Origin of the sequence: Haloarchaeobius pelagicus (assembly GCF_051207375.1) — an archaeon.
Classification (GTDB): domain Archaea; phylum Halobacteriota; class Halobacteria; order Halobacteriales; family Natrialbaceae; genus Haloarchaeobius.
This window is the reverse complement of record NZ_JBPJZD010000001.1, coordinates 549782-572886: the sequence shown is the minus strand read 5'-3', so window position 1 is coordinate 572886 and position 23105 is coordinate 549782. Positions and strand designations below refer to the sequence as shown.

The 23105-nt window shown below is 69.2% G+C and carries 26 protein-coding genes; 17 read left to right on the top strand and 9 right to left on the bottom strand.

Annotation, left to right across the window (positions count from 1 at the left end; translation table 11 throughout):
* Positions 1-266: 266 nt before the first annotated feature.
* Positions 267-1043 carry a hypothetical protein gene (locus ACSC1S_RS02990; RefSeq protein ID WP_435363097.1) on the top strand — a complete coding sequence of 259 codons (777 nt, stop codon included), beginning with the start codon at positions 267-269 and terminating at the stop codon, positions 1041-1043.
* Positions 1044-1622, top strand: coding sequence for a DUF6517 family protein (locus tag ACSC1S_RS02985; protein WP_435363096.1), 579 nt, complete (start codon positions 1044-1046; stop codon positions 1620-1622).
* 1 nt (position 1623) lies between these two features.
* Here ACSC1S_RS02985 and ACSC1S_RS02980 read toward each other — a convergent pair whose 3' ends face one another.
* On the bottom strand, positions 1624-1857 hold the full coding sequence (locus ACSC1S_RS02980; protein ID WP_435363095.1) for a hypothetical protein: 234 nt from the start codon (positions 1855-1857) through the stop codon (positions 1624-1626).
* Between the two features lie 86 nt (positions 1858-1943).
* Here ACSC1S_RS02980 and ACSC1S_RS02975 point away from each other — a divergent pair, with 86 nt between their 5' ends.
* Positions 1944-2876 carry a sulfide-dependent adenosine diphosphate thiazole synthase gene (locus tag ACSC1S_RS02975; protein WP_435363094.1) on the top strand — a complete coding sequence of 311 codons (933 nt, stop codon included), beginning with the start codon at positions 1944-1946 and terminating at the stop codon, positions 2874-2876.
* An 82-nt stretch (positions 2877-2958) separates the two neighbouring features.
* Here the strand turns inward: ACSC1S_RS02975 and ACSC1S_RS02970 are convergent, their stop codons facing one another.
* The 4 genes from ACSC1S_RS02970 to dcd are packed head-to-tail and all read right to left on the bottom strand — an operon-like array spanning position 2959 to position 6701.
* A complete protein-coding gene (locus tag ACSC1S_RS02970) occupies positions 2959-4488 on the bottom strand; it encodes a SagB/ThcOx family dehydrogenase (RefSeq protein WP_435363093.1) in 1530 nt (509 codons plus the stop codon).
* A 55-nt stretch (positions 4489-4543) separates the two neighbouring features.
* Positions 4544-5218, bottom strand: coding sequence for a class I SAM-dependent methyltransferase (locus ACSC1S_RS02965; protein ID WP_435363092.1), 675 nt, complete (start codon positions 5216-5218; stop codon positions 4544-4546).
* The gene (locus ACSC1S_RS02960; RefSeq protein ID WP_435317369.1) at positions 5215-6111 is read right to left on the bottom strand and encodes a thiamine-phosphate synthase family protein; all 897 of its coding nucleotides are present in this window, start codon (positions 6109-6111) and stop codon (positions 5215-5217) included. Before ACSC1S_RS02960 ends, ACSC1S_RS02965 begins: the two co-directional genes overlap by 4 nt.
* Complete coding sequence (gene dcd, locus ACSC1S_RS02955) at positions 6108-6701, bottom strand: dCTP deaminase (RefSeq protein ID WP_261650322.1); 594 nt, start codon at positions 6699-6701, stop codon at positions 6108-6110. Before dcd ends, ACSC1S_RS02960 begins: the two co-directional genes overlap by 4 nt.
* 140 nt (positions 6702-6841) lie before the next feature.
* Between dcd and ACSC1S_RS02950 the strand changes: the two genes are divergently transcribed.
* The 14 genes from ACSC1S_RS02950 to ACSC1S_RS02885 all read left to right on the top strand — a co-directional run bounded on the left by ACSC1S_RS02950 (position 6842) and on the right by ACSC1S_RS02885 (position 19496).
* Positions 6842-7339, top strand: coding sequence for a hypothetical protein (locus ACSC1S_RS02950; protein ID WP_435363091.1), 498 nt, complete (start codon positions 6842-6844; stop codon positions 7337-7339).
* 35 nt (positions 7340-7374) lie between these two features.
* Complete coding sequence (gene pth2 / locus ACSC1S_RS02945; protein WP_435317364.1) at positions 7375-7713, top strand: peptidyl-tRNA hydrolase Pth2; 339 nt, start codon at positions 7375-7377, stop codon at positions 7711-7713.
* Positions 7714-7794: 81 nt separating this feature from the next.
* Positions 7795-9117: a tRNA pseudouridine(13) synthase TruD gene (gene truD / locus ACSC1S_RS02940; protein ID WP_435363090.1), complete on the top strand. Its 1323-nt coding sequence runs from the start codon at positions 7795-7797 to the stop codon at positions 9115-9117.
* Between the two features lie 189 nt (positions 9118-9306).
* On the top strand, positions 9307-10026 hold the full coding sequence (locus tag ACSC1S_RS02935) for a DUF2103 domain-containing protein (protein WP_435317361.1): 720 nt from the start codon (positions 9307-9309) through the stop codon (positions 10024-10026).
* Between the two features lie 113 nt (positions 10027-10139).
* Positions 10140-10874 (top strand): hypothetical protein, encoded by a 735-nt coding sequence (locus tag ACSC1S_RS02930; protein WP_435363089.1) that lies wholly within the window; start codon positions 10140-10142, stop codon positions 10872-10874.
* Positions 10875-10979: 105 nt separating this feature from the next.
* Positions 10980-13205, top strand: a complete 2226-nt coding sequence (locus ACSC1S_RS02925) for a type II/IV secretion system ATPase subunit (protein ID WP_435363088.1) — start codon at positions 10980-10982, stop codon at positions 13203-13205.
* Positions 13206-13300: 95 nt separating this feature from the next.
* The gene (locus ACSC1S_RS02920; RefSeq protein WP_435364578.1) at positions 13301-15130 is read left to right on the top strand and encodes a type II secretion system F family protein; all 1830 of its coding nucleotides are present in this window, start codon (positions 13301-13303) and stop codon (positions 15128-15130) included.
* Positions 15127-15852 carry a DUF7289 family protein gene (locus ACSC1S_RS02915; protein WP_435363087.1) on the top strand — a complete coding sequence of 242 codons (726 nt, stop codon included), beginning with the start codon at positions 15127-15129 and terminating at the stop codon, positions 15850-15852. The genes ACSC1S_RS02920 and ACSC1S_RS02915 overlap by 4 nt, the downstream gene beginning before the upstream one ends.
* Positions 15849-16337, top strand: a complete 489-nt coding sequence (locus tag ACSC1S_RS02910; RefSeq protein WP_435363086.1) for a DUF7266 family protein — start codon at positions 15849-15851, stop codon at positions 16335-16337. The genes ACSC1S_RS02915 and ACSC1S_RS02910 overlap by 4 nt, the downstream gene beginning before the upstream one ends.
* Positions 16337-17023 carry a DUF7263 family protein gene (locus ACSC1S_RS02905; RefSeq protein WP_435363085.1) on the top strand — a complete coding sequence of 229 codons (687 nt, stop codon included), beginning with the start codon at positions 16337-16339 and terminating at the stop codon, positions 17021-17023. The genes ACSC1S_RS02910 and ACSC1S_RS02905 overlap by 1 nt, the downstream gene beginning before the upstream one ends.
* Positions 17016-17438: a DUF7262 family protein gene (locus ACSC1S_RS02900; RefSeq protein WP_435363084.1), complete on the top strand. Its 423-nt coding sequence runs from the start codon at positions 17016-17018 to the stop codon at positions 17436-17438. The genes ACSC1S_RS02905 and ACSC1S_RS02900 overlap by 8 nt, the downstream gene beginning before the upstream one ends.
* Entirely contained in the window at positions 17435-17977 is a 543-nt protein-coding gene (locus ACSC1S_RS02895) for a DUF7261 family protein (protein WP_435363083.1), read from the top strand. The genes ACSC1S_RS02900 and ACSC1S_RS02895 overlap by 4 nt, the downstream gene beginning before the upstream one ends.
* 123 nt (positions 17978-18100) lie before the next feature.
* Positions 18101-18322, top strand: a complete 222-nt coding sequence (locus ACSC1S_RS02890; protein WP_435363082.1) for a hypothetical protein — start codon at positions 18101-18103, stop codon at positions 18320-18322.
* Between the two features lie 193 nt (positions 18323-18515).
* On the top strand, positions 18516-19496 hold the full coding sequence (locus ACSC1S_RS02885) for an AAA family ATPase (protein WP_435363081.1): 981 nt from the start codon (positions 18516-18518) through the stop codon (positions 19494-19496).
* 41 nt (positions 19497-19537) lie between these two features.
* On the opposite strand, the gene ACSC1S_RS02880 is transcribed toward ACSC1S_RS02885, so the two are convergent.
* Genes ACSC1S_RS02880 through ACSC1S_RS02865 form a run of 4 tightly spaced genes read right to left on the bottom strand, consistent with a single transcriptional unit; the run spans position 19538 to position 22987 of the window.
* The gene (locus tag ACSC1S_RS02880) at positions 19538-20254 is read right to left on the bottom strand and encodes a DUF7519 family protein (protein WP_435363080.1); all 717 of its coding nucleotides are present in this window, start codon (positions 20252-20254) and stop codon (positions 19538-19540) included.
* Positions 20251-21525, bottom strand: coding sequence for a DUF58 domain-containing protein (locus tag ACSC1S_RS02875; protein ID WP_435363079.1), 1275 nt, complete (start codon positions 21523-21525; stop codon positions 20251-20253). Before ACSC1S_RS02875 ends, ACSC1S_RS02880 begins: the two co-directional genes overlap by 4 nt.
* A complete protein-coding gene (locus tag ACSC1S_RS02870; RefSeq protein ID WP_435363078.1) occupies positions 21522-22130 on the bottom strand; it encodes a DUF7269 family protein in 609 nt (202 codons plus the stop codon). Before ACSC1S_RS02870 ends, ACSC1S_RS02875 begins: the two co-directional genes overlap by 4 nt.
* Positions 22127-22987 (bottom strand): DUF4129 domain-containing protein, encoded by an 861-nt coding sequence (locus ACSC1S_RS02865; RefSeq protein ID WP_435363077.1) that lies wholly within the window; start codon positions 22985-22987, stop codon positions 22127-22129. The genes ACSC1S_RS02870 and ACSC1S_RS02865 overlap by 4 nt, the downstream gene beginning before the upstream one ends.
* Between the last annotated feature and the right edge of the window lie 118 nt (positions 22988-23105).

Genomic DNA, 23105 nt, shown 5'->3' with positions numbered 1-23105 from the left:
TAGTAAATATATCTTTTCCAACACACAAAGAACAGTCCGAAGGGGAGAGAACAGCAATCCTGAAGTACGCCCTGTGTCCCCTTTTGGGTCTTCCGGGCTGGCACACCGACCTGGACCCACCCGAAATATTACTTATTTCTGCCATAGTTCGGCCACGCGTCGCCTCGTAGCTGTTCCAGTGAGTTTCTGCTGGGCGTGGTCGTTCCCAGTGTGCTACCCAACGAGTGACGCCCAACGTTCTTGTCCTCCGGGTGCCAACAGTTCTCATGGTCCGATACACGGCTGGCAACGACCACGGCGCGGCAGTGCTCTCGCGCGCCGGATACGCGGTGGATTCGGGTGATGGGCCGACCCTCGGCACCCCACAGTCCGACAGCACGCAGTTCTTCCGAACCGACCGACCGGTGGTCGTCGAATCACTCGCACCCGAGGAGGTCACCGCGGAGACGCTCGTCCCGCGGTTCGCGAACGCGCTCGCCCGGGAACAGAACGTCCTGTTCGTCGTCCCGAGCGAACCCACGGTCGGGGCGGCACTGCACGTCCTCGACGCACCCTACTGCGTCGCGGCAGAGACCGACACCCGCTGTCGAACCTTCTTCAACGGCCCCGACCGCGTCCCGCTGTCGAACGGGCGCTACGCGCTGGCGCAGGCGGGCGAGTACGTCTGGCGGGAGCTCGACCCCGAAGAGTCCGAACTGGAGGGGAGAACCGGCTCCGACCGTAAGGAGGTCGTGCTGACGGGCGACGGCGAGGAGATTGCGCTGTTCACCGACGTCGACGGGCTCTCGTGTCCCTCGCCCTCGGCGTTCCCGTTCTCGTACGGGCGCGGCCACGACAAGCAGTTCCACGTTCACGACCGCGACGGCCGCGAGGTCGGGCGCTTCACCAGCATCCAGGCGATGCGCACGCACGGGTACGAACCCGTGCCGATGCCGCTGGTGCCCGAACACCTGTTCGAGCGCGGGTCGCTCGCTGGCTCGTGGGCTGTCGTCGCCGAGGACACGTTCCGCGTCCACACCACCGACGGGACCCACGCGGTGTAGATGGCGGTGACACTGCCGGAGTCACGGCTGGACGAGGAGTGGCGACTCGTCGAGCAGGTGACCGAGACCGTGTTCAAACTGCCGACCGCGGAGGTCGTCGGGGACACCCACCTGTACGAGGACGGGCACCTCCGTGACACGGTGCGGGAGGCTACCGACGGGACGCACGACCTGCCGTGGCGCTTCTTCTTCTCGACCGACCTGACGTTCCGGCCGCCGCTCGCGCCCGGGTTCGGGACCGCGTCGGTGTTCCCGACCGTGGTCTCCTCGGCACGCCGGGAGTTCGCCGGAGACCTGCGCGAGCGCGGATTCACGGAGGTCGACCGCCAGCGAAGCGAACGGATGCGGCTGTCGAGCGGGAGCCGTGCTCGGCTCAACCGGTACACCGCGCACTATCCGCTGACGGAGACGGCCGTCGTCGTCGAGGGCTGGCTGGCGGTGTGGACCGCCGGCGGGTCGTTCGCGCTGGCGGGCGGCGCGTACCCGGTCGACGGGCTGGACGAACTGGTGCCGTCGGTCGTGCTCTCGCCGGGAAGCTACCGGAACGACCTGCTCGACATGATCAAGACGGTGGGGTAGGTCACAGCCAGCCGAGGTGCCAGTCGCCCGGTTTCACGTACAGTCCGAGTGCGACCAGTGGGAGCAACAGCACCAGCGTCCCGAGGAAGACGGCCACCAGAACAAGGGCGAACGTCTCGCCGTGCGGGCCGATGGCGGCGACTCGGCGGGCGAACAGGCCGACGGCGACGAGACACACCGCCATCGCCACGCCGACCAGCACGAGCCGCCATCGAACGAGTCGGTCACTGACCATGCCGATTTCTCGCTGGTCTGTCGCTTCTTTCTTTCGCTCGTGGGACCGAAACAGGTATTAATCACTTGGTGGTAACACTAGGTGGTATGCGAGACTTCGACCAGTTCAGCGACGTCGGCGAAGCGGACGTGACACGAGCAATCGGCCAGGAGTGGAGCGAGGAGTTCCTCGACTTCTCGGACAGCGAGGTCATCATCGTCGGCGGCGGACCCTCCGGCCTGATGGCCGCGAAGGAACTCGCCGAGCGCGATGTCAAGGTGATGGTCGTCGAGAAGAACAACTACCTCGGCGGTGGCTTCTGGCTCGGCGGTTTCCTGATGAACAAGGTGACGGTGCGCGACCCCGCCCAGCGCATCCTCGACGACCTCGACGTGCCCAACCACGAGGCCCGCGACACCGAGGGCCTGTTCGTGGCGAACGGCCCGCACGCCTGCTCCTCGCTCATCAAGGCGGCCTGTGACGCCGGCGCGAAGATGCAGAACATGACCGAGTTCACGGACATCGTCGTCCGCGAAGACCACCGCGTCTCCGGCATCGTGATGAACTACACGCCGGTCCACGCGCTCCCCCGCGAGATAACCTGCGTCGACCCGGTCGCCGTCGAGGCCGACCTCGTCATCGACTCGACGGGCCACGACGCGATGGCCATCAACAAGCTCGACGAGCGCGGCGTGCTCGATGCACCGGGCATCGAGGCCGCCAAGGAGCGCGGGAAGGTGATGGACCAGACCGGCGACGACAGCTACGGCGCACCCGGCCACGACTCACCCGGCCACGACTCGATGTGGGTCGGCCGCAGCGAGGACGAAGTGGTGGAGCACACCGGGCTCGTCCACGACGGCCTCGTCGCCAGCGGGATGGCGGTCGCGACGGCCTACGGCCTGCCGCGGATGGGTCCGACCTTCGGTGCCATGCTCGTCTCCGGCAAGAAGGCCGCCCAGGTCGCCCTCGACGAACTCGACGTGGACGCCGAGCCGGTGTCGCTCTCCAATACGACGCCCGCGCCGGCCGACGACTGAGCCCTGAGACCCCCCGCTGACGACTCACTCAGCTTCTTCATAACCACCACGTGGCCCAAACCGGGCCACCTCTCCGCTGTCCCTACCGGTCCGGTTTCCCGAACGCGAACAGCGTCATCGGTGTCTGGTTCTGCGCCCGCGGCGAGAGGTGCTGGGTCACCAGGTCGTCGTAGAACGTGAATCCGCGCCCGCCGAGGGTACGATGGGCGTACGTCGCGAGGTAGAGCCGCCCGAGTGCGATGCCACCCTCCAGCTGGGCGAGCCGGTAGCCGCGGTTTCCGAACTGCTCGACCACGGCATCCACGTCAGCCATGGTGAACACGTTCACCGCCGCGTCGCCGACGACCTCCTGGCCGAGCGCGAGGTAGGTCGCACTGTCCCTGGCGGTGTCGCCGACGCGTTCCAGGGTGTTCTCGTCGGGGTGGTACTGGTACGCGCCCTGTGGAATCCCCTCGACAGCGTGGACGAGGACGTAATAATCGAGGAGGGAGTCCGGTGCATCGCCGCCGAAGCAATCGGTCGGGACGCCGCGAAGCGCCCGGTCCAGCACCGTCGCGAGCTTGCGGTCGCTGATCGGCTCGTGGCTGTACTCGCGGAGGGAGCCGCGTCGCTCGATGGTGTTCCCGACCGGGCGGGCGGAGGCGGTCTCGGAATCCACCGGGTCGAGATCGACCACCTCGCCATCACCCGGGTCATGGGTTCCCAGGTCGGCCGCATCGAGCCCCTCGAACCCGTCACGCCACGCCTCGGCAGCCGCCCCGTCCGCCAGGGTCGACTGTGCCCACGCGTCGTGCAGGATTGGGAACTCGACCGGGTCGGAGTCGATCTCGATGGCCGGGTCGATGTGGTCGACCGACCCGGGTGCGGGTGCCGAATCGCCCTCGCCGATAGCCACGAGTTCGAGCGGGGCCTCCCACTCAGGGTCGATACCCAGCAACTCGGCGACCGGCTCGTCCGCGAAGCCCGCGACGACCTCAGCCCGATGGCCCGCGCCGTGGGCGACCGCGAGCAGGTTCGCAAGGACGGTCCCCGAATCCCAGAAGGCGTGGCGATAGGTCCGGTCGCGGTACTTCCACGAATTGCGCCACCAGGTCGACGTGGCGACCAGCGTCACCGGCGCGTTCGCGACGCCCCGTTGCCCACCACTGGCGGCAGCGAGGACGCCCCGGTAGTCGCCCTCGCGGACGACGTGGAACTCGTCGGACTCGGGGTCGTAGTGGTACACCCCGGCGTCGGCAGTGTCGAGCGGTCCGGTCACGGCGTAGAGGTCGATGTGGTAGAGCTTGCCCGTGCAGGAGGCGGCGCGGAAGGACGCCTGTTCGCCGCGGAGTTCCAGCGTCTTCGTCACACCCGCGGCGTAGTGACAGAGCATCGGGAGATCGATGCTCCCCGAAGGGCCATCAACACGGTCTGGCGACGGGCGGTTCGTCGCGAGCGCCGACAACACCGGTGTCTCCGGCGGCGTCTGGACGTCACCGAGCGACACGCGCGGCAGGTCGGTGTACACCTTCGAGGGGGAAGGCTTGTTGTCGAAGTCCATCGACCAGTCCGTGTCGCGGACGCTCTGCGGGGAGTGCTTCGAGTGTTCGTGGTAGTCGCGGGCGTCGACCATGTCGGTCGGTTCACCGGAGCGCGGCAAAGAAGTTGGGCCGGTGTGGGACAGCCAGTCAGACCCGTCCGCCGGTCACCCGGACGATTCCGAGGACGTGCTCCTCGTGGTGGGTGGCTCGCGCCCGCGAGCGAAGCGCCTCGCGGGCGTCGGTCACCCGCTCCAAGAGCTTGTCGTGCATCGACTCCTTGTAGCGGAACTTGAACGTCGGTGGGGTCGAGAGCACCGTCAGTCCGCGAAAGAGGGCGTTGATGGGTTTCGCGATTGCTCGCTCGGAGAGTGCCGCATCCACGAGGACGACGGTCCCGCCCGCACCGACCATGTCGCACCACTGCTCGACCTCGCCGGCGGGGTCGGACAGCATCCCCGAGACGAACGTCGAGAGGACCGCATCGATGTCGCCGCAGAAGGGTGCCTGGGTGGCGTCGCCGTGGACGAGATGGACGTTGTCCCAGCCCTCGCGGTCGACGAGTCGTCGTGCCCGGTCGAGCATGCCGCGAGTGTAGTCCAATCCCACGACCGTCCCCTCGGGGCCGACGCGCTCGCGGAGGTAGGGGAGGTTCGCGCCGGTGCCACAGCCCATCTCGACGACGGTATCCCCCCGTTCGAGGTCGAGCGCCGCCGCTGCCCGGTCGCGCAGGCCGCCGATGCCCGGCGTGTACCGCGCCAGCCAGTCGTACAGCCGGGCCCACCGGCCGTAGAACGCCTGAGCCGCGGCCGCACCGCCGGTCATACCAGTTCGCGAACGGTCTCGGCCACGGCGACGGCGTCGTCACCGAGGATGTAGATGATGGGTTCGATGCCGTAGCTCCCGGTCTGGTAGAGAACGGTCGCCGTCGGGTCGTCGGCGAGCGCAGCCGCGACCGAGGCGTCGACGCCGTCCTCGCTCTCGAACTCGGCGGTCTCGTAGCCAAGCTCCTCGAGCCGGGCGAGCAACTCGGCGTCATATCGGATGTTCGCTGCCGCGTTCACCTCCGCGCCGGCCTCTCGGGCGGCGAGCAGGACGGAGGCGACGTACTCGCTCACGCCGAACTCCGGCTCACTCGGGACCGTCGCACGACCCTTGATGTCGACGATACGACCCGGGACACCCGCCACATCGTCGATACTGGTGGCATCGGGTGTGCAGGCGACGAGGTTCGACCCGACGTTCGGGATGAGGCCCGCGAACCCGCTGGCGTTCTCCAGCACGCGGAGCCCGCGCCGGAGCGACGAGAGAACCCGCTCTGCGGTCCGGAACTCGCTGTCGGCGTCGTGGATGTCGAACTCGGAGCCGTACTCCGCGAGTTCGGGCATCTCGCGCTGGTGGATGGTCGCGAGCAGGTCGCCACGCTCCAGCTTGCGGATGAGGACCTCCGTCTCGACGAGGCCCTGGACGGGCGTCATCGTCCCGTCGGCGAGGCCCTCACCGACGCGCTCGACGAGTTCCTGGACGCGCTCGTCCTCGAGGAACTCCTCGCGCTGACCCACGTCGCCGTGGGCGTACTTCGAGACCGCGGACTGGCTGATACCCAGCGCCTCGGCGACCTCGCTCTGTGTGAACCCGCGGTCGCGCAGGTCGGCGGCGAGCATGGACCGGAACGTCGGGAGGAACTCCTCGACGACGATCTCTTCGATGAACCTCATTCTTTCTGTGTCCCACTAAACTCGTGGTCACCTTGAATCTTCGAGGCCTGCGGGCCGGCCTGGTCCTGGTACTTCGACCCCCGCTCGGAGCCGTAGGGACGCTTCGACGGGGAGGTCATCTCCGTGAACACGAGCTGGGAGATGCGCATGCCGGGCGTGAGGGTGACCGGGGCGGTCCCCAGGTTCGAGAGTTCGAGGGTTATCTGCCCGCGATACCCCGGGTCGATGAAGCCCGCAGTCGCGTGGACCACGACCGCGAGGCGACCGAGCGAGGACCGCCCCTCGACCTGCGCCACGAGGTCTGGGGGAACCTCGACGCGTTCTTTCGTCGTCCCGAGCACGAAGTCGCCGGGGTGGAGGATGAACTCCTCGTCGTCCTCGACCACCGTCTTCGAGACGTAGTCGTCGACCTCCTGCTCCGAGTTGGGGTGGATGCAGGGGATGTTCGTGCGCCGGAACTCCAGGAACTCCCGCCCGAGGCGCACGTCGACGCTCGCGGGCTGTACCTGCAGGTCGATGTCGTCCAGTGGCTCGATGACGAGGTCGCCGGCCTCCAGGCGGCGGAGGATATCGCCGTCCGACAGTATCATGGCCAGAGAATGCCCGTGGGTCAGGTAAAAGCTCCCGGTCCGGGCCGGGGCCACCGCCAGCGAACAGCATCCGACGCCGCACGACTCAGCACTCGATACGCTACGAACGATTAAGCGCGTGAGCGGACGAGGTACTGGTGATGCGACGACGACGCCTCGTGCAGGCAGTGGCCGCTGGCCTGACGGCGAGCGTCGCTGGCTGTTCCGACCTCGAAGCCGACCTCCGCGGACAGACCGAGACGTCGAACGGTGGCGTCGCCATGGAACCGGACGACGACGACCCGCCGCGCGCCGTCCTTCCGAAGCCGCCGGGCGACCTCGACATCACCGAACTCAGGAGTACCGGCACCAGCGTCGGTGCGAACGCCGGCCAGCTGGCGACCTACGAGGGCGAGGACGCCAGATTCAAGGTCGGCGTCTTCCGGATGGAGAACGACTCACAGGCGACCAAGCTGGCGGACCGGATCACCGACCAGGGGCGCTTCTACGGGTTCGAGATCGCGGCCCGCCACGGCGTGTTCATCATCGGCGGTGGTGCCGAGGCTGGAACGCGCGAGGGACTCGTCTCCTTACTCATCCGGTCCGAGGCGCTCTCGCGCTCGTACATCGCAGAACACGACCTCATGGCCGCCGAATAGCCACCGTTTTATCCGGACCGGCCGACGCTACGGCCATGAAACAGGCCATCGTCGCGCGGACCGACATCGGCATGGGGAAAGGCAAGCTCGCCGCACAGGTCGCCCACGCGTCGCTGTCGGCCTACGAGGACGCCGGCCGGAAGGCCCGGAACGAGTGGAAGGGCTCCGGCCAGAAGAAGGTCGTCCTCAAGGCCAGCGGCGAGCGCGAACTGTTCGAGCTCGCCGACAAGGCCGAACGCGAGGGCATCCCGCACGCCATCATCCGCGACGCCGGCCACACGCAACTCGACCCCGGGACCGTCACCGCACTGGCGGTGGGCCCGGCCGACGACGACCTCGTCGACCGCGTGACCGGCGACCTCTCGCTGTACTGAGTTGCGAGCGCCGAACGAAACCCCTTATTCCCGGCCAAGCGAACGTCCCCACGTGACGCGATTCATCGCGGGTGGTGCCTGATGCGGGACGCCCACCCACGCGAACGAGCGGTCGGCATGGAGTACTACGTGAGCGACGCCGACGGGGTCGGCGGCCACCTGCGCGACCGCGACAGTGACTTCCGGGTTCGCGAGGTCGAGGCGTTCGACGCCGAGCCGGTGGATTCGGCGACGAGCGACTACCCGTACCTCGTGGTGCGGGCGACGCTCCGCGGCTGGGACACGAACGACTTCGCGCGCCAGCTCGCGAACGACCTCGAGATGAGCCGCGGGCGGGTCTCGTGGGCCGGCACGAAGGACAAACACGCCGTGACGACGCAGCTGTTCACGCTGCAGGACGTCGACCCGGCCGACCTGCCCGACCTGAACGGGGTCGACCTGGAGGTCGTCGGCCGCGCCGGGCGGGCGCTCATGTTCGGTGACCTCGTCGGCAACGAGTTCGAGATAACCGTCTCGGACGCCGACGCCCCCGAGAACGCCGCGACGATCACCGAGGAACTCCGAGCGTTCGGCGACGGCGACGTGGCGGTTCCGAACTTCTTCGGCCAGCAGCGCTTCGGCAGCAAGCGGCCGGTGACCCACGAGGTCGGGCTGGCTATCGCTCGCGACGACTGGAAGGGTGCCGTGATGGCGTACCTCGGGAATCCCGAGGACGAAGAGCCGGAAGGGACACAGGAGGCGCGCCAGCTGGTCGACGAGACCGAGGACTGGCAGGCGGCGCTCGACGCGTTCCCGCATCGCCTGCGCTACGAGCGCTCGATGCTCCACGTGCTCGTCGACAACGGTGGGAGCGACCCGGCGGACTTCCGCGAGGCCCTCGAAGTGCTCCCCGAGAACCTGCAGTCGCTGTTCGTCCACGCCGCGCAGTCGTACGCGTACAACCTGATGCTGAGCAAGCGCCTCGAACGCGGTATCCCGTTCACGAAGCCGGTGGCTGGCGACGTGGTCTGCTTCTCGGACCGTGACGCGCCGGCGGACCTCCCGCTTCCGGACACGGACCGGCTCCAGCGCGTGACCGAGAAGCGCGTGGACACCATCGCGCGGCACTGCGAGCGCGGCCGGGCGTTCGTGACCGCGCCGCTGGTCGGGACGGAGACAGAGCTCGGCGACGGCGAACCGGGTGAGATAGAGCGCGAGGTCCTCGATGACCTCGGCCTCGAATCGGGCGACTTCGACCTTCCGGGCGAGTTCTACAGCGCCGGGACGCGACGAGCCATCCTGGTCGGCACGGACCTGACGGTCGAGGAGGACCCACTGACGTTCTCGTTCACGCTGCCGAAGGGCTCGTACGCGACCGTGGTGCTACGAGAGTACCTCAAGGCGGACCCGCTGGATCTGAGCTGAGCGTCGAGTTCGAGCGTTCGAAGGGGCAAACAGGCGACGCGTCGCTGGCCGACGGGCGCTGCGTCGCACAACCGCGGGACGCCCGCCGGTGCTGGTCAGGACACACCCGCGCTGGCCGCCCGATCGTATTTCAACCCCTGGACCAGGAGAACCGCACGGCTTTTCCCCGGCTACTCGATAGCTACGTCCATGCAATGCGGGCAGTGTGCCACCGCGCTCGAGAAACCCGGAGACTACTGTCTCACCTGTCACACTGCCAACTGCGACGCGGTCGTCGCCGACTGCGCTCGCGACCGGACCACGCTGACGTTCCTGGACGGCGAGGACGTGGTCGGCGAGACCACCGTGACGACCATGCCCGAAGACGGCGAGGAGACAGGGGTCGTCGAGTTGCGCAACTACGCCGGGAAGGTCGCCGACGAGATCCGCCGGAAGCGCCCCGAGACGGTGTACGCTGCCGGGGACCGACCAGTCATCCGCGAGGCCCGCGCGCAGCTCCATCACGAGTTCTACCGCGTCAGCGGCGACGACCCCGTCTCGGCGGTGCTGGACCGCCTCGGCGAGCCCGCCCTCGAGGTCGTCGACCTCGCCCCTCGCGAGAAGATCGGCGGGTCGCACTCCACGCTCATCGGTGGGCGAACCGGCCAGCGAACCATTCGGACCGTCGCCGAACATCCCCACGTGAAGAAGGTCATCCCCGGACCCATCGAGGCCGGCGGCTCCAGTTCGCAGGCGAGCGTCGGCGCGAAGGTCACCCGTGCGGACGTGAACGGGAACGTCCGGCTGTTGATTCGGGACGGCTCCAGCGTGCAGGAGAACCGGGTCGTGACGACCGCGGGCGACCGCGAGATGGGCGAGCGCGTGCGTGACGACCTGAACGCGGCGCTGGCAGAAGCGGAGCTACAGTGACGCACACTTCCTGACCGGTCCTCGCTGATACTACCGAACCGGACGGTAGTGCCCCTACGCCCCGGTTCGAGACGACCTATCTCACCATACGTCCAATCATTACTCCAAGGAACATGGCAGCTCTACCGAGACGGCAGTATCTGGCGGCGGTCGGAAGCGGGCTCGTGGCGCTCTCCGTCGGCGTCGTCGGCGGGACCGTCGGCCGACGCACGGCAGACCGGGGCCCCCGGTCGGAGACGAGTCGGGTCGGGACCGGCACGCCCGACCCACTCCTGTTCAACACGACGGGGATGGTCAGGCTGGACTTCGAGCGCGACGCGGATGGGAACGTCGAGTTCGACGACCCCATCTCCGGCACCAGCTTCGAGACCACCGGCGACGAGGTCGAGTTCGACGACCCGTTCACCCGGTGTCGCGAACGCCCCAGCGAGCAGTTCTTCGAACTCGAACGGGTCGGTCGTCCGGGCAGCGACCTCGACTACCTCGAACTCCAGCGCGACGGCGACGCCATCGAGTTCCGCCTCGCCCTCGCCGGTGAGGCCATCGAGGCGGAGTTCGACGACGACCGCTACGAACTGACCGTCGACGGTGACCCGATCACGTTCGAGGACGACGGCGGCAACGACGTGGAGTACCGCGGCGAGTTCTTCGACTTCGAGACGAAAGGACGCGAGGTCGAGGTCCGCGGGTCGCTCCGACTCGACTACGACGGCGTCGACGACCTGGAGCTGCGTGACGTCGGTATCGACTTCCGCTCCGATGCGAACCAGTTCCGGAGCTCCTCGACCGAACTCGGGCTCGACTTCGAACGCGAGACCGGTGAGTTCGAAGCTGGCCGGTTCGTCTGAGCCGAACCGCGAGGGACAGATTCGACCGTTCCCTGCGCGCTCCCCCCAGTATTTTCCTATGCAACAAACAAGATTTTAAGTAGCATTTGTCTGCAAATATATTGCATGACCGACGCGCCGACGCTCGAACTCCCCGACCAGTCGGGTGGGTCGGCGTCGCACGACGACAGTGGGACCGTCCCTCCGCCGATTCCGCCGGGGGACGCCGACGCCTGGTACGCCCCCGACGTTCGCGCCCAGTACTCGCTCGACCCGGAGACCGTCGCGACGATTCGCGAGACCGACACTGGCTTCCAGTACGGCGTTCGCGAGCCATCGCTGTCCGGGGCGGACGAGGCGGAACTCGACCGGATACGGGCCCACTTCGACGGCGCGAACCTGCGCCTCCCCCGGACCCGGGAGGGAACCGCCGCCCGGATGCGGACCGGCTTCCGTGAGAAGTACGAGCGTGTCCTCGACCACCTGCTGACCGGGACCGCACAGACCGAGCGCCGACTGCGCTACCACGCTCGCCGGGACGTGGGCTGTCTCGGCAACCTCACCCCGCTGGCGATGGACGACCGTATCGAGGTCGCCGACCCGAGCGGCGAGCGACTCGCGGTCCACACGACCGACTACGCGCCGGCGACGACCGACCTGCCGTCGTCGGTCGACCACCTGGACCGGTTCGCGAGCGAGCGCCTCGCGACCCACACCGTGGCCTTCCGGGGCTTCGAGATTCCCGTGGTGCTCTACCGCGAGAACCTCATCGGGTCGGACGTGTTCGCGACGAAATACGCCGTCCTCGAACCCGGCCTGTTGCCGGGCGACGAGTCCCTCATCGAGGACTGCAAGGACCGCATCTGGGAGACCAACGTTTCGGAGGTCGTCGAGGACAGCGCGACCGTGGTCCGTGCGCAGGCCGAACGCTTCCTCTCGCGGCAGCTCACGGCCGCGAACGCGACGGCCTGGCTCGACGCGACCAGCCACCGGGTGCGAGACGCCCTCGCGGACGCCGGGGTCGGCGTCCCGCCGGTGGACGGGCGGTACGACGAGGCCCGCCTGGCCGACCTCGTCTACTACGTGATGCGTGACTACGTCGGCCAGGGGCAACTGACGATTCCCGTCCGGGACCCCCACCTCGAAGACATCGAGGCGAACCGGGTCGGCGAGCGCGTGAAGGTCGTCCCGCGAACCGACCTCGGCCACGACGGCCGGGTCCCGACGAACCTCGTCTTCGAGGAGGAGTCCGCGTTCGTGAACGTCGTCACGCAGCTCGCGGCCGCCGATGGCGTCGAACTCAACGCGTCGAACCCGTCCGCGAAGGTGAACCTGCGACCGAGAGAGGTCGACGAGGACGTGACCATCAGGTGTGCGGTCGCGCTCCCGGTCATCTCCGAGGACGGGCCCCACATCTCCATCCGCAAGCAGGCACCCGACGCCCTGACGCCCATCGACCTCGTGTCCGGCGGGTCGATGACCGTCGACCTCGTCACCCTGCTCTGGATGCTGTACGAACACCACGGCATCGTACTCTTCGCCGGGCCGACCGGCGTGGGGAAGACGACGCTGATGAACGCGCACATGCCGTTCGTCGCCTACGACGACCGCCCCATCAGCATCGACGAAGGGTCGCGCGAAGTCAGGCTACCGCACGAGACGGGCGTCTCGCTGACCACGCGCGACCACGAGGACGAGTTCAAGGCGGTCACGATGGCCGACCTGATGACAGAGGCGAACTACCTGAATCCCGACGTCGAGGTCATCGCGGAGATCAACACGCCAGCCTCGTTCGCCACCTTCGCCGAGAGCCTCGCGACCGGCCACGGCCTGCTGGGGACCGTCCACGCCCAGAGCGTCGAGAAGCTGGTCAACCGCGTCGTCGAGCAGGGCCTTCCGCCCTATCTCCTCCGGGAACTCGACCTCGTCGTCTTCCCGAAGCACGTCGACGGCGACCGCTACGTCGGCGAGGCCATCGAGTTCGTCACCAAGGAGCAGTACGAGGACTGCCACGGTCGCTGTGGCGTGGTCGAGAAGACCGGCACCGCGGTGTACTGGAACAGCGTGTTCGAGCGGACTGTCGAGGGCGGCTTCGAGTTCGGCTACAGCCATCCCGACCTGCACGACGCGGCGACCGAACGGACCGACATCTGCACGTTCGACGCACTGGCCGAGCGAACCGACCGCCCCGTCACCGACGTGGCGGACGAGTTCCACCGGAAACACCGGTACGTCCAGTACCTCGTCCAGGCGGGCATCGACGACTTCGACGAACTGTTCGGGTTCCTCTGTGACCTCCGGACGGACGAGGCGGCGACGGTCGAGCGGATCCGCGCCCGGAGGGAGGCGTGAGTCGGTCGACCCTCTCGAACTCGCAGGGTGCAGACGCGAGTGGTCCGGTCCTCACGGGCGACCGCGACCACCTCCTCGACCGGCTCTGTTACGCGTTGTTCTCCCGCCACGCCGACCGGCGACGCCACGACGCCGACCGGAAACAGTATCGGGCGACCGCCATCGACGTGCCGTTCGACCTCTACGTCTCCCGAGTGTACGCCGGGTCGTGGCTGGTCGGTCTCGCGTGTGCCGCGTTCGGCGGCTGGCTGACGCTGGCCCTCGGTGACCGCGTCATGACGACGGTGTTCGACTTCCTCGCCGCGGGGGTTCCGGTGCTCGCGCCCGGAACGGTCCCGTCGCTCCCGCCACTCGCACAGGCGCTGGCGGTCGCCCTCGTCCTCGGTGGCGGTGGCAAGTGGGCGACCCGCCTGTTCGGCGGTCGATACCTCAAGTGGGTCGCCGCGGCCCGCCGCAGCGACATCGACCGGACCCTCCCGGGTGCGGTCCGGTACCTCCGCGCGCTCTCGACCGGCAGCGACGACCAGCGCGACATGCTCCGCAAGGTCGCCGACAACCGGGAGGCCTACGGCGAGACGGCAGTCGCCGCCCGGACGGTCCTGAACAAGGCGGCGCTGACAGGCAGTCTCGACGCCGGGTTGCGAATCGTCGCCCGCGACACGCCCTCGCGCGACGCCCTGGCTCCGTTCCTGCTGAAGTTCCGCGAGCACGCCGACCAGGGGGCCGCGGAGCTGACGAGCTACCTGCAGATGGAGGCGCGGATGCTCGGCCATCGCCAGACCCGGGACCGCGACCGGGCCGAGGGGTTCCTCGAACTGCTCGCCGAGCTGTTCATCGTCCTGCTCGTCCTGCCCGCGCTGCTCGTCATCGTCCTGACCGTGATGAGCGTGCTGACGCCGGGACTGAACCAGCCGACACCCACGCCCGTCGGACCGGTGACCGCGCGCCAGCTCATCGTCTACGGCTCGGCCGTGTTCGTCCTCGTCGTGGGCTGGTGTGCGGCCAGTCTGGTCGGCCACCTCCGTCCCCCGAACGGCGTCCCGAGCTACCGGCGGCCGGCCGGGGTCCTCCAGACGCTCGCGACCGCCACCGCGAACCCGGCCAGTGCCGCGGTCGTGTGGGCGCTCCCCGCCCTGCTGTTCGCACTCGTCGTCTTCGTATTGGGCGAGCGTCCCGTCTCGGCCGTGCTCCTCGGCTACGTCGCCTACGCGGTTCCCGTCGGGGTGGTCGCGATGCGCCGTGCCAGCGTCGACGACGCCAAGGACCGGGAGATCAAGGACTTCGTCCACGCTATCTCGGGCCACATCGCCCTCGGGCGACCCTTCGCGGAGGCCGTCTCCCTCGTCGCCCGCGACGTGGACCTCGGCGCACTCGACGCCGACGTGGCAGACCTCGCGTTCAACGCCACGCTCACGACGCGAACCGGAGACCTCCGGGCGCAGGCGCTGGCGCGGTTCGTCGACCGGGTGGGCACACCGCTGGCCGAACAGACCATGGGCCTCGTGACGGGCGCGCTCGACGCTGGCAGCGACGTCGAGACCGTCTTCGACACGCTCCAGACCGAGGTCGGCCGGCTCTACCACGAGAAGAAGGCGTTGCAGAACGCGATGCTGGTGTACGTCGCGGTCGGCTGGACGGTCGCCCTGCTCATCGTCGGCATCATGATCGCCGTCAACACGTACGTGCTGGACAGCTTCGCCCAGCTCTCGGCCGTCTCGACGCCGGGGACGGGGTTCGCCCTCGACCCGAACGCGGTCCAGGTCGACCGCGAGCACTTCCGGTTCTACGTCGTCACCCAGGCGACGATGCTCGCCAGCGGCTGGTTCGCCGGGATGGCGAACCGCGGCTGGTACGACGCGTTGCTCCACTCCGGCTCGCTGGTGCTCGTCGCCCACGTCGTCTTCCGCGGGGTGGGGATGGTATGATGCCAGCGACAGACTCGACGCGAGCCATGTCCTCCGTCATCGGTGTCGCCCTCTTACTCGGCATCACCGTCCTCGCCCTCGGCGCGCTGACCGCGAGCATCGGGCTGGCCGTCGAGAACGGGGCGGCCGCCGCGGACGCCAGCCGCGTCAGCGATGGGCTCGACAGCGCGCTCAGGCCGGTCGAGGTGACCGGGAGCCACGTCGGCCGCATCCAGGCCACCGACGGAACCCTCCGTACCGTTCCTCGTACTGTCCGGCTGCTGAACGACTCCGCGACGGTGGCCACCGTCGAGGCGGACGCCCTGGTGTACGAATCCGGCAGCCACCGCGTCGCCTTCCTGGCGGGTGCCATCGTCCGCGGCGACGGCCCGGGTGCGCGCATGGCGCGTGACCCACCGGTCGTCGCCAGTGCCGGCGGCGACGTACTCGTCGTCGGCGTCGCGAGGCTCGACGAATCGGCCGCGATGAGCCTCGCCGGCCACCCGGTGTCCCTCCGGACGAACGTCTCGCACGACCGCCGGAAACTCCGCGCCGACGAGTACCGGCTGGCCGTCGAGACGACCACACCTGCGGCCTGGCGCGACTACTTCGAGGACCTCGGCGCGACGGTGACGAGCCGCGACCTCGACGGCGACGGGACCGAGAGCGTCGTCGCGACCTTCGCCGGCGAGCGAACGGTGTATCTCGTGGTCCACGACCTCTCGCTGGAGGTGGGCGAATGAGGGACGTGCTCGACGGCACCGGGGGCCCTGGAACCGACCGTGGCCTCTCGCCCGTCGTCGGGAAGGTGATGGAGACCAGCGTCGTCCTGCTCTACCTCGGCCTGCTCACGACGACGCTCTATGCAGGAATCGTCCCGGACTACCGGGCGGCGACCGGCGACGAGGTCGCCGACCGGACGCTCTCGGCGACGGTCCAGCGCGTGGAAGCGGCGGTTCCGCCGAACGCGTCCCACGTGGCCGTCAGACGAACCGTCGACCTGCCCCGGACGATTCGTGGCGACCCGTACGAGATTCGAGCCGAGGGGAACCGACTCGTCCTGTCGCACCCGGACCACCGCGTCACCAGCGAGGCCGTGCTGGCGCTCCCGGAACACGTGGCCAGCGTCGAAGGGAACTGGTCGAGTTCGACAGCAGCGGTCCTGGTCGTCGCGCAGGACCCAGATTCCGACGGGGTCATCGTGCGACTCGAAGGGGGTGAGCGCTGATGCGGCCCGTGAGCGACCGCGCGCAGGCGAACCTGGTCGCGCTGGCCGTGGCCCTCCTCGCACTCACCGCGGTCCTCGGCGTGGCGCTCGTCGTCGCCGACGGCGCGCTCTCGGGTGCGGACCGGGAGGCCGGCGAGCGCCGTGTCGCGGTCTCGCTGTCGGACCGACTGGTCGCCGCCGATGGGCCGGTCGCCGCCCGGGCGAACGTCCTCGACGCGGCCGCTCTCGACGCACTGGATTCGGCCACCCTCGACCGCCAGTTCCCCGTCGCCGACGGCCACGACGTTCGCATCCGCCTCGGCGACCGCACGCTCGTCGAGACCGGCGACGTGACCGACGGGACCACCATGCGCCGAATCGTGCTCGTCGAACGCGAGACCACCGCGACACTGACGCCGAACCTCACCGCGGACGGCTCGGTGACGCTCCCGCGCCGGACCGACGACGTGACGCTTCAGGTTGCGCCCCCGACCGGGGTGGCGGTCACGACGGTCCGTGCGAACGGGCGCGTGGTCCTCCACGACCCGGCCGGGATTCGCGGGACGGTCACCGTCCCCGTCTCTCGCTTCGAGACGACGACGCTGGCGTTCGACGCGTCCGGGCCGCTGCCGACCGGAAGCGTCGACGTGACCTACTACCCGACCCAGACCACGAAGGCCGTGCTGGTGGTGACCGTCGATGCGTGAGCGCGGCCCTGGAGACCGCGCCCAGCTCTCCTTGCCGGCGGTCGAGGCCGGCATCGGCGTCCTGCTCGTCCTCGGCGTCGTGACCATGTTCGCCCTGCCCCTCGCGGATGCGGACACCCGGCAGGCCCAGCTTGACGCCTACGCCGGCGACACCGCGAGCGTCCTCGCCGGTGAACCGCCTCGCCACGACGGCGCGACCCGCCTCGCCGAGGTCGCGGCCTCCCCGGAATCGTTCGACCGCGAGAAGGCCGCACTCGACCGCCGGGTGGACAGGATCCTCCCCGCGAACCTCCTCTACCGGGTTGAGACACCCCACGGGTCAGTCGGCTACCGGCCGCCGGCGGGCGTCCCGGTCGGTGTCGCGACGGTCCCGACCGGCAACGGCGACGTGACGATCCGAGTGTGGTACGTATGAGAGGGACCGGAGTCGACGGCGGACGAGGCCAGCTCGTCCTCGCCGCCGCGGGCGTACTCGCCATCGCCCTGCTCCCGCTCGCACTCGCCTACCTGCAACTCGGGGCGCACCCGGACGTCGTGGCAACCGGCCAGACCGGAACGCCAGTTCACGACGGCGTGGCCGTGCTGGAACGCGCGGTCCACGAGGCTGGCAGCGACGCGACCGGGCGACCGTGGGCAGCGCGCGACGCCGCGGTGGCGCAGGTCCGGAGCGGTCTGGACCCCAGCTTCGCGACGCTCGAGTCCTCGCAGGTCGCCCAGGGCATCGCCTACGAGGTCGCGTACAACCGGACGACCGCGCAGGCGTGGGCCGCCTCCGAGTGCCCGCGCGGGCCACGGCGACAGTTCGGGGACTGCGAGGCATCGGACGGGGTCGTCGTCCAGGAGCGGGCTGGCGAGACCACGGTGCTCGCGGTCGCAGTGGACCTGACCGTCACGACACGCGAGGGGGTTTCGGCGGTGACGGTCGTGGTTCCGGTGGTCAGTGGTGAACGATGACCTGTCGACCACTCTCCCATCGACGTGCTACCCTCGACGTCCAGTCGAATACCCGGACAGGCGCTGCATCCAGCAGTACCTCTATGTGGGTTCGACCTGAATACGCGACCAAGAACTGCGCCCATGGAAGGTGAGGAGACGCCGATACCCCCGTATGCCGAGGACTCACTCGACGTCCTCGCCGATGTCATCCCGGACGACCAGCCCGGAATCCACGAGTCCGACGCCCGCGAGGCGCTCGTCGACGAGGGGTTCACACGGGCGGACGCCGTCGACGCGCTCGAACTGCTGGAGATGCGTGGCTACGTCTACCGGGTCGACAGCGAGGTACGGATTACCGACTGAGTCTCGCCCGTTCTCGCACTCGCGCCGCCCACTGCCGAGGCGTTCCTGTCACGGCCGGCCCTCACCGCCCCCACCGGGACGGGGCTTATCTCGGTGCTAACCGCTCGGCCCGGCCGTGGGACGGTTCACCGACGACCCCCGCGACCGTCATAGGCGTCGCATAATAAGAAGGGGCCGCGGGCAACCGGCGGGTATGAACGTCGACGAAACCGGCCGTCTCGCGGAGGACGTGCTCGCGGAGGTGTCGCGTGCCGTCATCGCCGACCGGACCGTTCTCGAAACGATTCTCACCGGCATCGTCTCGCGCGGCCACGTCCTTCTCGAGGACGTGCCGGGGACCGGAAAGACACTGACTGCGCGGAGTTTCACCGCCGCGCTCGGGCTCTCGTTCTCTCGCGTCCAGTTCACGCCCGACCTCCTGCCGGCGGACGTGACCGGGACCTACGTGTACAACGAGCGGACGGGCGATTTCGATTTCAACAAGGGGCCGCTGTTCGCGAACATCGTCCTCGCCGACGAGATCAACCGCGCGTCGCCGAAGACGCAGGCGGCGCTGCTGGAGGCGATGGAGGAGAAACAGGTGACCGTCGACGGGGAGACGTGGCAGCTGCCGGACCCGTTCTTCGTCATCGCGACGCAGAACCCCGTCGAACAGGGCGAGGGGACGTTCCCGCTCCCGGAGGCACAGCAGGACCGCTTCCTCGTGAAGACGAGTCTGGGCTACCCCGAGACCGAGGGCGGCGTCGAGATGCTCATGCGCCGGGGGGAACGCGACGAACAGCAGCCACAGGCCCAGCAGGCCGTCGCGACCGAGGACCTCCAGGCGATGCAGGCGGTGCCGGAGCGCGTCGACGTCACCGAGGACCTCGCCCACTACATCACGGAGGTCGTCGAGGCGACGCGAGAGGACCGCCGGGTGACCGTCGGCGTCTCCCCGCGCGGGGCGGTCCGGCTGTACGAGATGGCCCGGTCGTGGGCGGCGCTCTCGGGTCGGTCCTACGTGATACCGGACGACGTGAAGGACGTCGCCCATCCGGTGCTCGACCACCGGCTCGTGCTCACGCCGGACGCGCGGGTGAACGACGTGACGAAACGTGCGGTTGTCGAGGATGTGCTCGACGAGGTGCCGGTGCCGCGGGTGAACCGTGAGCCAGCACCGTCTGCGCGGCCCTGAGTCTGCGTCTCCGTTTCTGCAAAGCGATCTTCGCCGGGTCCTCACTCGTGCAGCGCCGCGGTCAGCACCACGACCGCGACCAGCAGGAACGCGAACTGCGTGAGTGGGAGTCCGGGGGTGCCGAGGCCCTGCGCGACGCGGCCGAGACCGACCGTGATGGCCCCGACGACGAGCGTTCCGAATAGGTGGACGGACTCGACCGGCCACGTCGTCGGTTCCTGACCGAGCTGCTCGCCGACGTTGACCGCGGTCTCGCCCGCGTCCCAGGCGACGACCGCGGCGACCCCGGCGAGCAACAGTGAATCGAACGACGCCTGCTTGGTGACGCCCGCGACCAGCACGGCGAGGAAGACGAACCCGCTCCCGGCCTTGAGGAGCGTCCGGGTGCGCTTGCCCCGACCGGGTGCCAGCCCGATGGCGACGAGGAGTGCCCCGAGGAGTGCGGGTGCGACGGTGGCGAACACGGTCGCCCTGCCGACGCCCGTCCACGCGAACACGATTGCAGCCCCGACGAGGGGGACACCGAGGCTGGAGACGACGAAGCCGAGGAGTCGCGTCCAGCGCCAGGCGACCCAGAGGCCGAGGGTGAACAGCCCCACGCCCGCAGCGCCGAGGAGCATCGTCGAGTCGCGAGCCACGCCGAGCAGCGAGAGGCTGGCGAGCGCGGCGACCACCGCGACGACCGTACTCAGCATCGTCGGGCGGTAGGTCACCGAGACGGGTGTCGACGGCGCGGTCGTCGTCGTGTCCGTCGTCACGCTGGAACACCCCGGGAGTGCACACGTGCGCCCTGTGTCGCCAACGCAGCCTCGAGTGGTTCGTCGCTCCGCCACTCGCTGGTCGGGATGCCCGCACCGCGGAGGGTTCGAATCCGTGCCGCCCGCTGGACGCTCGCGAATCGCTGCCCGACCGTCTCGTCGTCCGTCACGTCGGGCGTGACGACGGTGACCGCGTGGCCGTACTCCTCGAGTCGCCGTGCCGTCTCGACGATGTCGTCGTCACACAGCGGCGAGAGCAACACGACCTGGGTGCGCTCGGTGAGCCGGTGGCGCAGGTCTGCGAGGAGTTCGGTCGTATCGGGGGTCTCGTCGGGTTCCTTCGAGGAGAACGCCTCGTGCGTCGTCAGCAGCCGCTGGATGCTGGCGCGGTGGGTCGGACCCATCCCGACCGGGTGCCAGACGAGGTCGTCGTAGAAGGCGGCGACACCGACCTGGTTGCGGTCGGCGGCGAACGCCCCCACGAGCTGTTCGGCCGCGGACGTACACAGGGCGACCGCGTGTGGCTGGTCGGGGCGCGCCCGGTACGCGGCGGGGCGAGCGTCGACCAGACAGACGACGCTCGCGGCCTGCTCGGTCCGGAACTCGGTCGTCGAGAGGTCGCCCGTCCGGGCGTACCGGTGCCAGTCGATGCGGTTCAGGGGGTCGCCGCGCTGGTACTCCCGGGTGCGATGGAACTCGACGCCGCTGCCACCGGTGTCGGAGACGACCTGCCCGCTCCGTGCGAGCGTCTGCGACCGGGCGGTCACGCCCTCGATTCCCTGCGTACAGTCGATCTCGGTCGAGGCGGCGACCGTCGTCTCGACCTCGTGTTCGCCGCTGAGGTCGCGCGAGACGACCGTCGCGGGGTCGAAGTGGTGTGTCCCGCGCTTGGCTTCGACGGTGTAGGAGAACGTCGTCGACCCGCCCGCGCGTAGGCTCGCACCGTGGCGGGCCATCCCGTCGGTCACGGTCAGCATCTCCGGGACGCCGTCGACCAGCCGGAGGTCCGGCAGTGGCCGGTCCCCGGTGTTGGTGACCGTGACGGACACCTCGACCGGGTCGCCGTGGTCCGGGTCCTCGTCGCTCAGGGCCCGCTCGATGGCGAGGGACGGCTCGGGTGGGGCCGTGAGTCGCGGGTACGCCGCGTAGACGACGCCGAGGAGCGACACCAGGAGCACGTCGGGCCGGTTCGCGACGACGCCGATCGTCATCGCCACGAGCGAGATGGCGACGACGCCGCGCCACCGACGGGTGGTCCGGGTCTGGCTCATCGCGACCGCCCCTCGGTGTCCGCGTGGTCGACGATGGTCCGGGCGGTCCGTCTGGCCCGGGACTGGAAGAGCGAGTTACCGCGCGCGAGGGCTCGCAGCCGGGCCGTGAGCGAGCTGTCGGGTGACCCGTCGCGCTCCATCGCGAGGAAGTCGGCGACCGTTTCGTCGTCGGTCCACGACCCGTCGTCGACCCGTTCGGCCGCCTCGTGGCGGCTCGCCCCCGACGTGTGTGCGACCACGTCGACGGCGGTTCCGCGGAGTTCCTCGCGAACCGCCTCGCGCCGGTCCGCTGTGACGTAGGGGACCACGAGGAACCGGTCTTCGAGTGTCTCGTCGAACCGCGTCCCCGGCGCTGGCATCGCGAGCGAGCGCTCCGGGGTCGGCATCGACGCCTGGTCGAGCGTGCTCGCCCGTGCAGAGAGCAACACCGGGATGGCGAGGAGGAACCCGAGCGCGGCGACCGCGGTCGCGACGAGGTAGTCGTTGCCGAGCAGTTCGAGCAGGGCGTCCGCGACGGGTGCGCCGAGGTCGGTCCCGACTGCGGTGATTCCGGCGACCAGTGCCAGCACGCCCAGCACGCCCGCGAGCAGCCGACGCCGGTTCATCGGTCGCCCCCGGTGTGCTGGCCGCCGTGGCGCGCACGGAAGCGTTCCAGCCCGTCCCTGGCCCGGCGGCGGCGGTCGTCGGTCACCGGCTCCTCGCCGTAGCGGACCTCCTCGAACGGTTCGGTGAGCGCCGCGATGGTCTCCTCGTCGACCCCCTCGTCCCGGGCGGCGTCGGCGCATTCTCGCGGTGCACAGGCCCGGGCGTCGCCCAGCCCGAGCGCCTCGACGAACTCGTACCAGGCCGCAGAGACCTGGTTCGTCGGGTCGGGACGGGTCGGTGGCTCGCTCGGCTCCTCGTCGACCACCGGGTCGATGAGGCCCCAGCGTTCCAGCCGCTCGCGAAGCATGTCACCGAGCCGGTCGCGGTGTCGAATCCCGAGGGCGACCAGTCCGAGCGCGAGTATCGCCGGGACGAGCACCCGGAGCAGGTCGAGCAGTGTCGCCAGCAACGCGAGGAGTTTGTCGAGCAAACTCTGGGGTGGCGTGCCGGGGCCACCCGCCTGCTCCTCACCGGCTCCCAGACCGGTGTCCTGGCCCTGGTCCGCCGAGTCGGACCCACCGGACCGGTCGCCAGCCCCGCTGTCCGCCCCGGTGCGCTCGCCGTCGCCACTGCCGGCGGTCGTCTGGTCCCCGTCGCCGGGTTCCGCGGACGACGGCGTGTCCGGTGTCCCTTCAGACTGTACCTGCGACTTGAGGCTCACTGCGTTGTCGGTGCCGATGGGAATCCCGGTCTCGTCGAGGTCGATGACCTCGTCCGGGTCCGTCGTCACCGACGACTCCAGCGACGTCGCCGCCGTGCTGATGGCGAAGACACAGCACAGCGCGACGCCGATGGTCAGGAGTGACTCCCAGTTCATGTGGTTCGTTGCAATCCGAAGCCACGTGCGGGGATTATTATGGGCAGAGTAAGCCAGGCTACGCGGCTGATAACGAAACCACTGGGACGCCAAGGAACGAGTGATGACCAACACGAAT

Coding starts and splice junctions, on each gene's coding strand:
- ACSC1S_RS02990 (WP_435363097.1), top strand. CDS start 267: ATGGTCCGATACACGGCTGGCAACGACCACGGCGCGGCAGTGCTCTCG.
- ACSC1S_RS02985 (WP_435363096.1), top strand. CDS start 1,044: ATGGCGGTGACACTGCCGGAGTCACGGCTGGACGAGGAGTGGCGACTC.
- ACSC1S_RS02980 (WP_435363095.1), bottom strand. CDS start 1,857: ATGGTCAGTGACCGACTCGTTCGATGGCGGCTCGTGCTGGTCGGCGTG.
- ACSC1S_RS02975 (WP_435363094.1), top strand. CDS start 1,944: ATGCGAGACTTCGACCAGTTCAGCGACGTCGGCGAAGCGGACGTGACA.
- ACSC1S_RS02970 (WP_435363093.1), bottom strand. CDS start 4,488: ATGGTCGACGCCCGCGACTACCACGAACACTCGAAGCACTCCCCGCAG.
- ACSC1S_RS02965 (WP_435363092.1), bottom strand. CDS start 5,218: ATGACCGGCGGTGCGGCCGCGGCTCAGGCGTTCTACGGCCGGTGGGCC.
- ACSC1S_RS02960 (WP_435317369.1), bottom strand. CDS start 6,111: ATGAGGTTCATCGAAGAGATCGTCGTCGAGGAGTTCCTCCCGACGTTC.
- dcd (WP_261650322.1), bottom strand. CDS start 6,701: ATGATACTGTCGGACGGCGATATCCTCCGCCGCCTGGAGGCCGGCGAC.
- ACSC1S_RS02950 (WP_435363091.1), top strand. CDS start 6,842: ATGCGACGACGACGCCTCGTGCAGGCAGTGGCCGCTGGCCTGACGGCG.
- pth2 (WP_435317364.1), top strand. CDS start 7,375: ATGAAACAGGCCATCGTCGCGCGGACCGACATCGGCATGGGGAAAGGC.
- truD (WP_435363090.1), top strand. CDS start 7,795: ATGCGGGACGCCCACCCACGCGAACGAGCGGTCGGCATGGAGTACTAC.
- ACSC1S_RS02935 (WP_435317361.1), top strand. CDS start 9,307: ATGCAATGCGGGCAGTGTGCCACCGCGCTCGAGAAACCCGGAGACTAC.
- ACSC1S_RS02930 (WP_435363089.1), top strand. CDS start 10,140: ATGGCAGCTCTACCGAGACGGCAGTATCTGGCGGCGGTCGGAAGCGGG.
- ACSC1S_RS02925 (WP_435363088.1), top strand. CDS start 10,980: ATGACCGACGCGCCGACGCTCGAACTCCCCGACCAGTCGGGTGGGTCG.
- ACSC1S_RS02915 (WP_435363087.1), top strand. CDS start 15,127: ATGATGCCAGCGACAGACTCGACGCGAGCCATGTCCTCCGTCATCGGT.
- ACSC1S_RS02910 (WP_435363086.1), top strand. CDS start 15,849: ATGAGGGACGTGCTCGACGGCACCGGGGGCCCTGGAACCGACCGTGGC.
- ACSC1S_RS02905 (WP_435363085.1), top strand. CDS start 16,337: ATGCGGCCCGTGAGCGACCGCGCGCAGGCGAACCTGGTCGCGCTGGCC.
- ACSC1S_RS02900 (WP_435363084.1), top strand. CDS start 17,016: ATGCGTGAGCGCGGCCCTGGAGACCGCGCCCAGCTCTCCTTGCCGGCG.
- ACSC1S_RS02895 (WP_435363083.1), top strand. CDS start 17,435: ATGAGAGGGACCGGAGTCGACGGCGGACGAGGCCAGCTCGTCCTCGCC.
- ACSC1S_RS02890 (WP_435363082.1), top strand. CDS start 18,101: ATGGAAGGTGAGGAGACGCCGATACCCCCGTATGCCGAGGACTCACTC.
- ACSC1S_RS02885 (WP_435363081.1), top strand. CDS start 18,516: ATGAACGTCGACGAAACCGGCCGTCTCGCGGAGGACGTGCTCGCGGAG.
- ACSC1S_RS02875 (WP_435363079.1), bottom strand. CDS start 21,525: ATGAGCCAGACCCGGACCACCCGTCGGTGGCGCGGCGTCGTCGCCATC.
- ACSC1S_RS02870 (WP_435363078.1), bottom strand. CDS start 22,130: ATGAACCGGCGTCGGCTGCTCGCGGGCGTGCTGGGCGTGCTGGCACTG.
- ACSC1S_RS02865 (WP_435363077.1), bottom strand. CDS start 22,987: ATGAACTGGGAGTCACTCCTGACCATCGGCGTCGCGCTGTGCTGTGTC.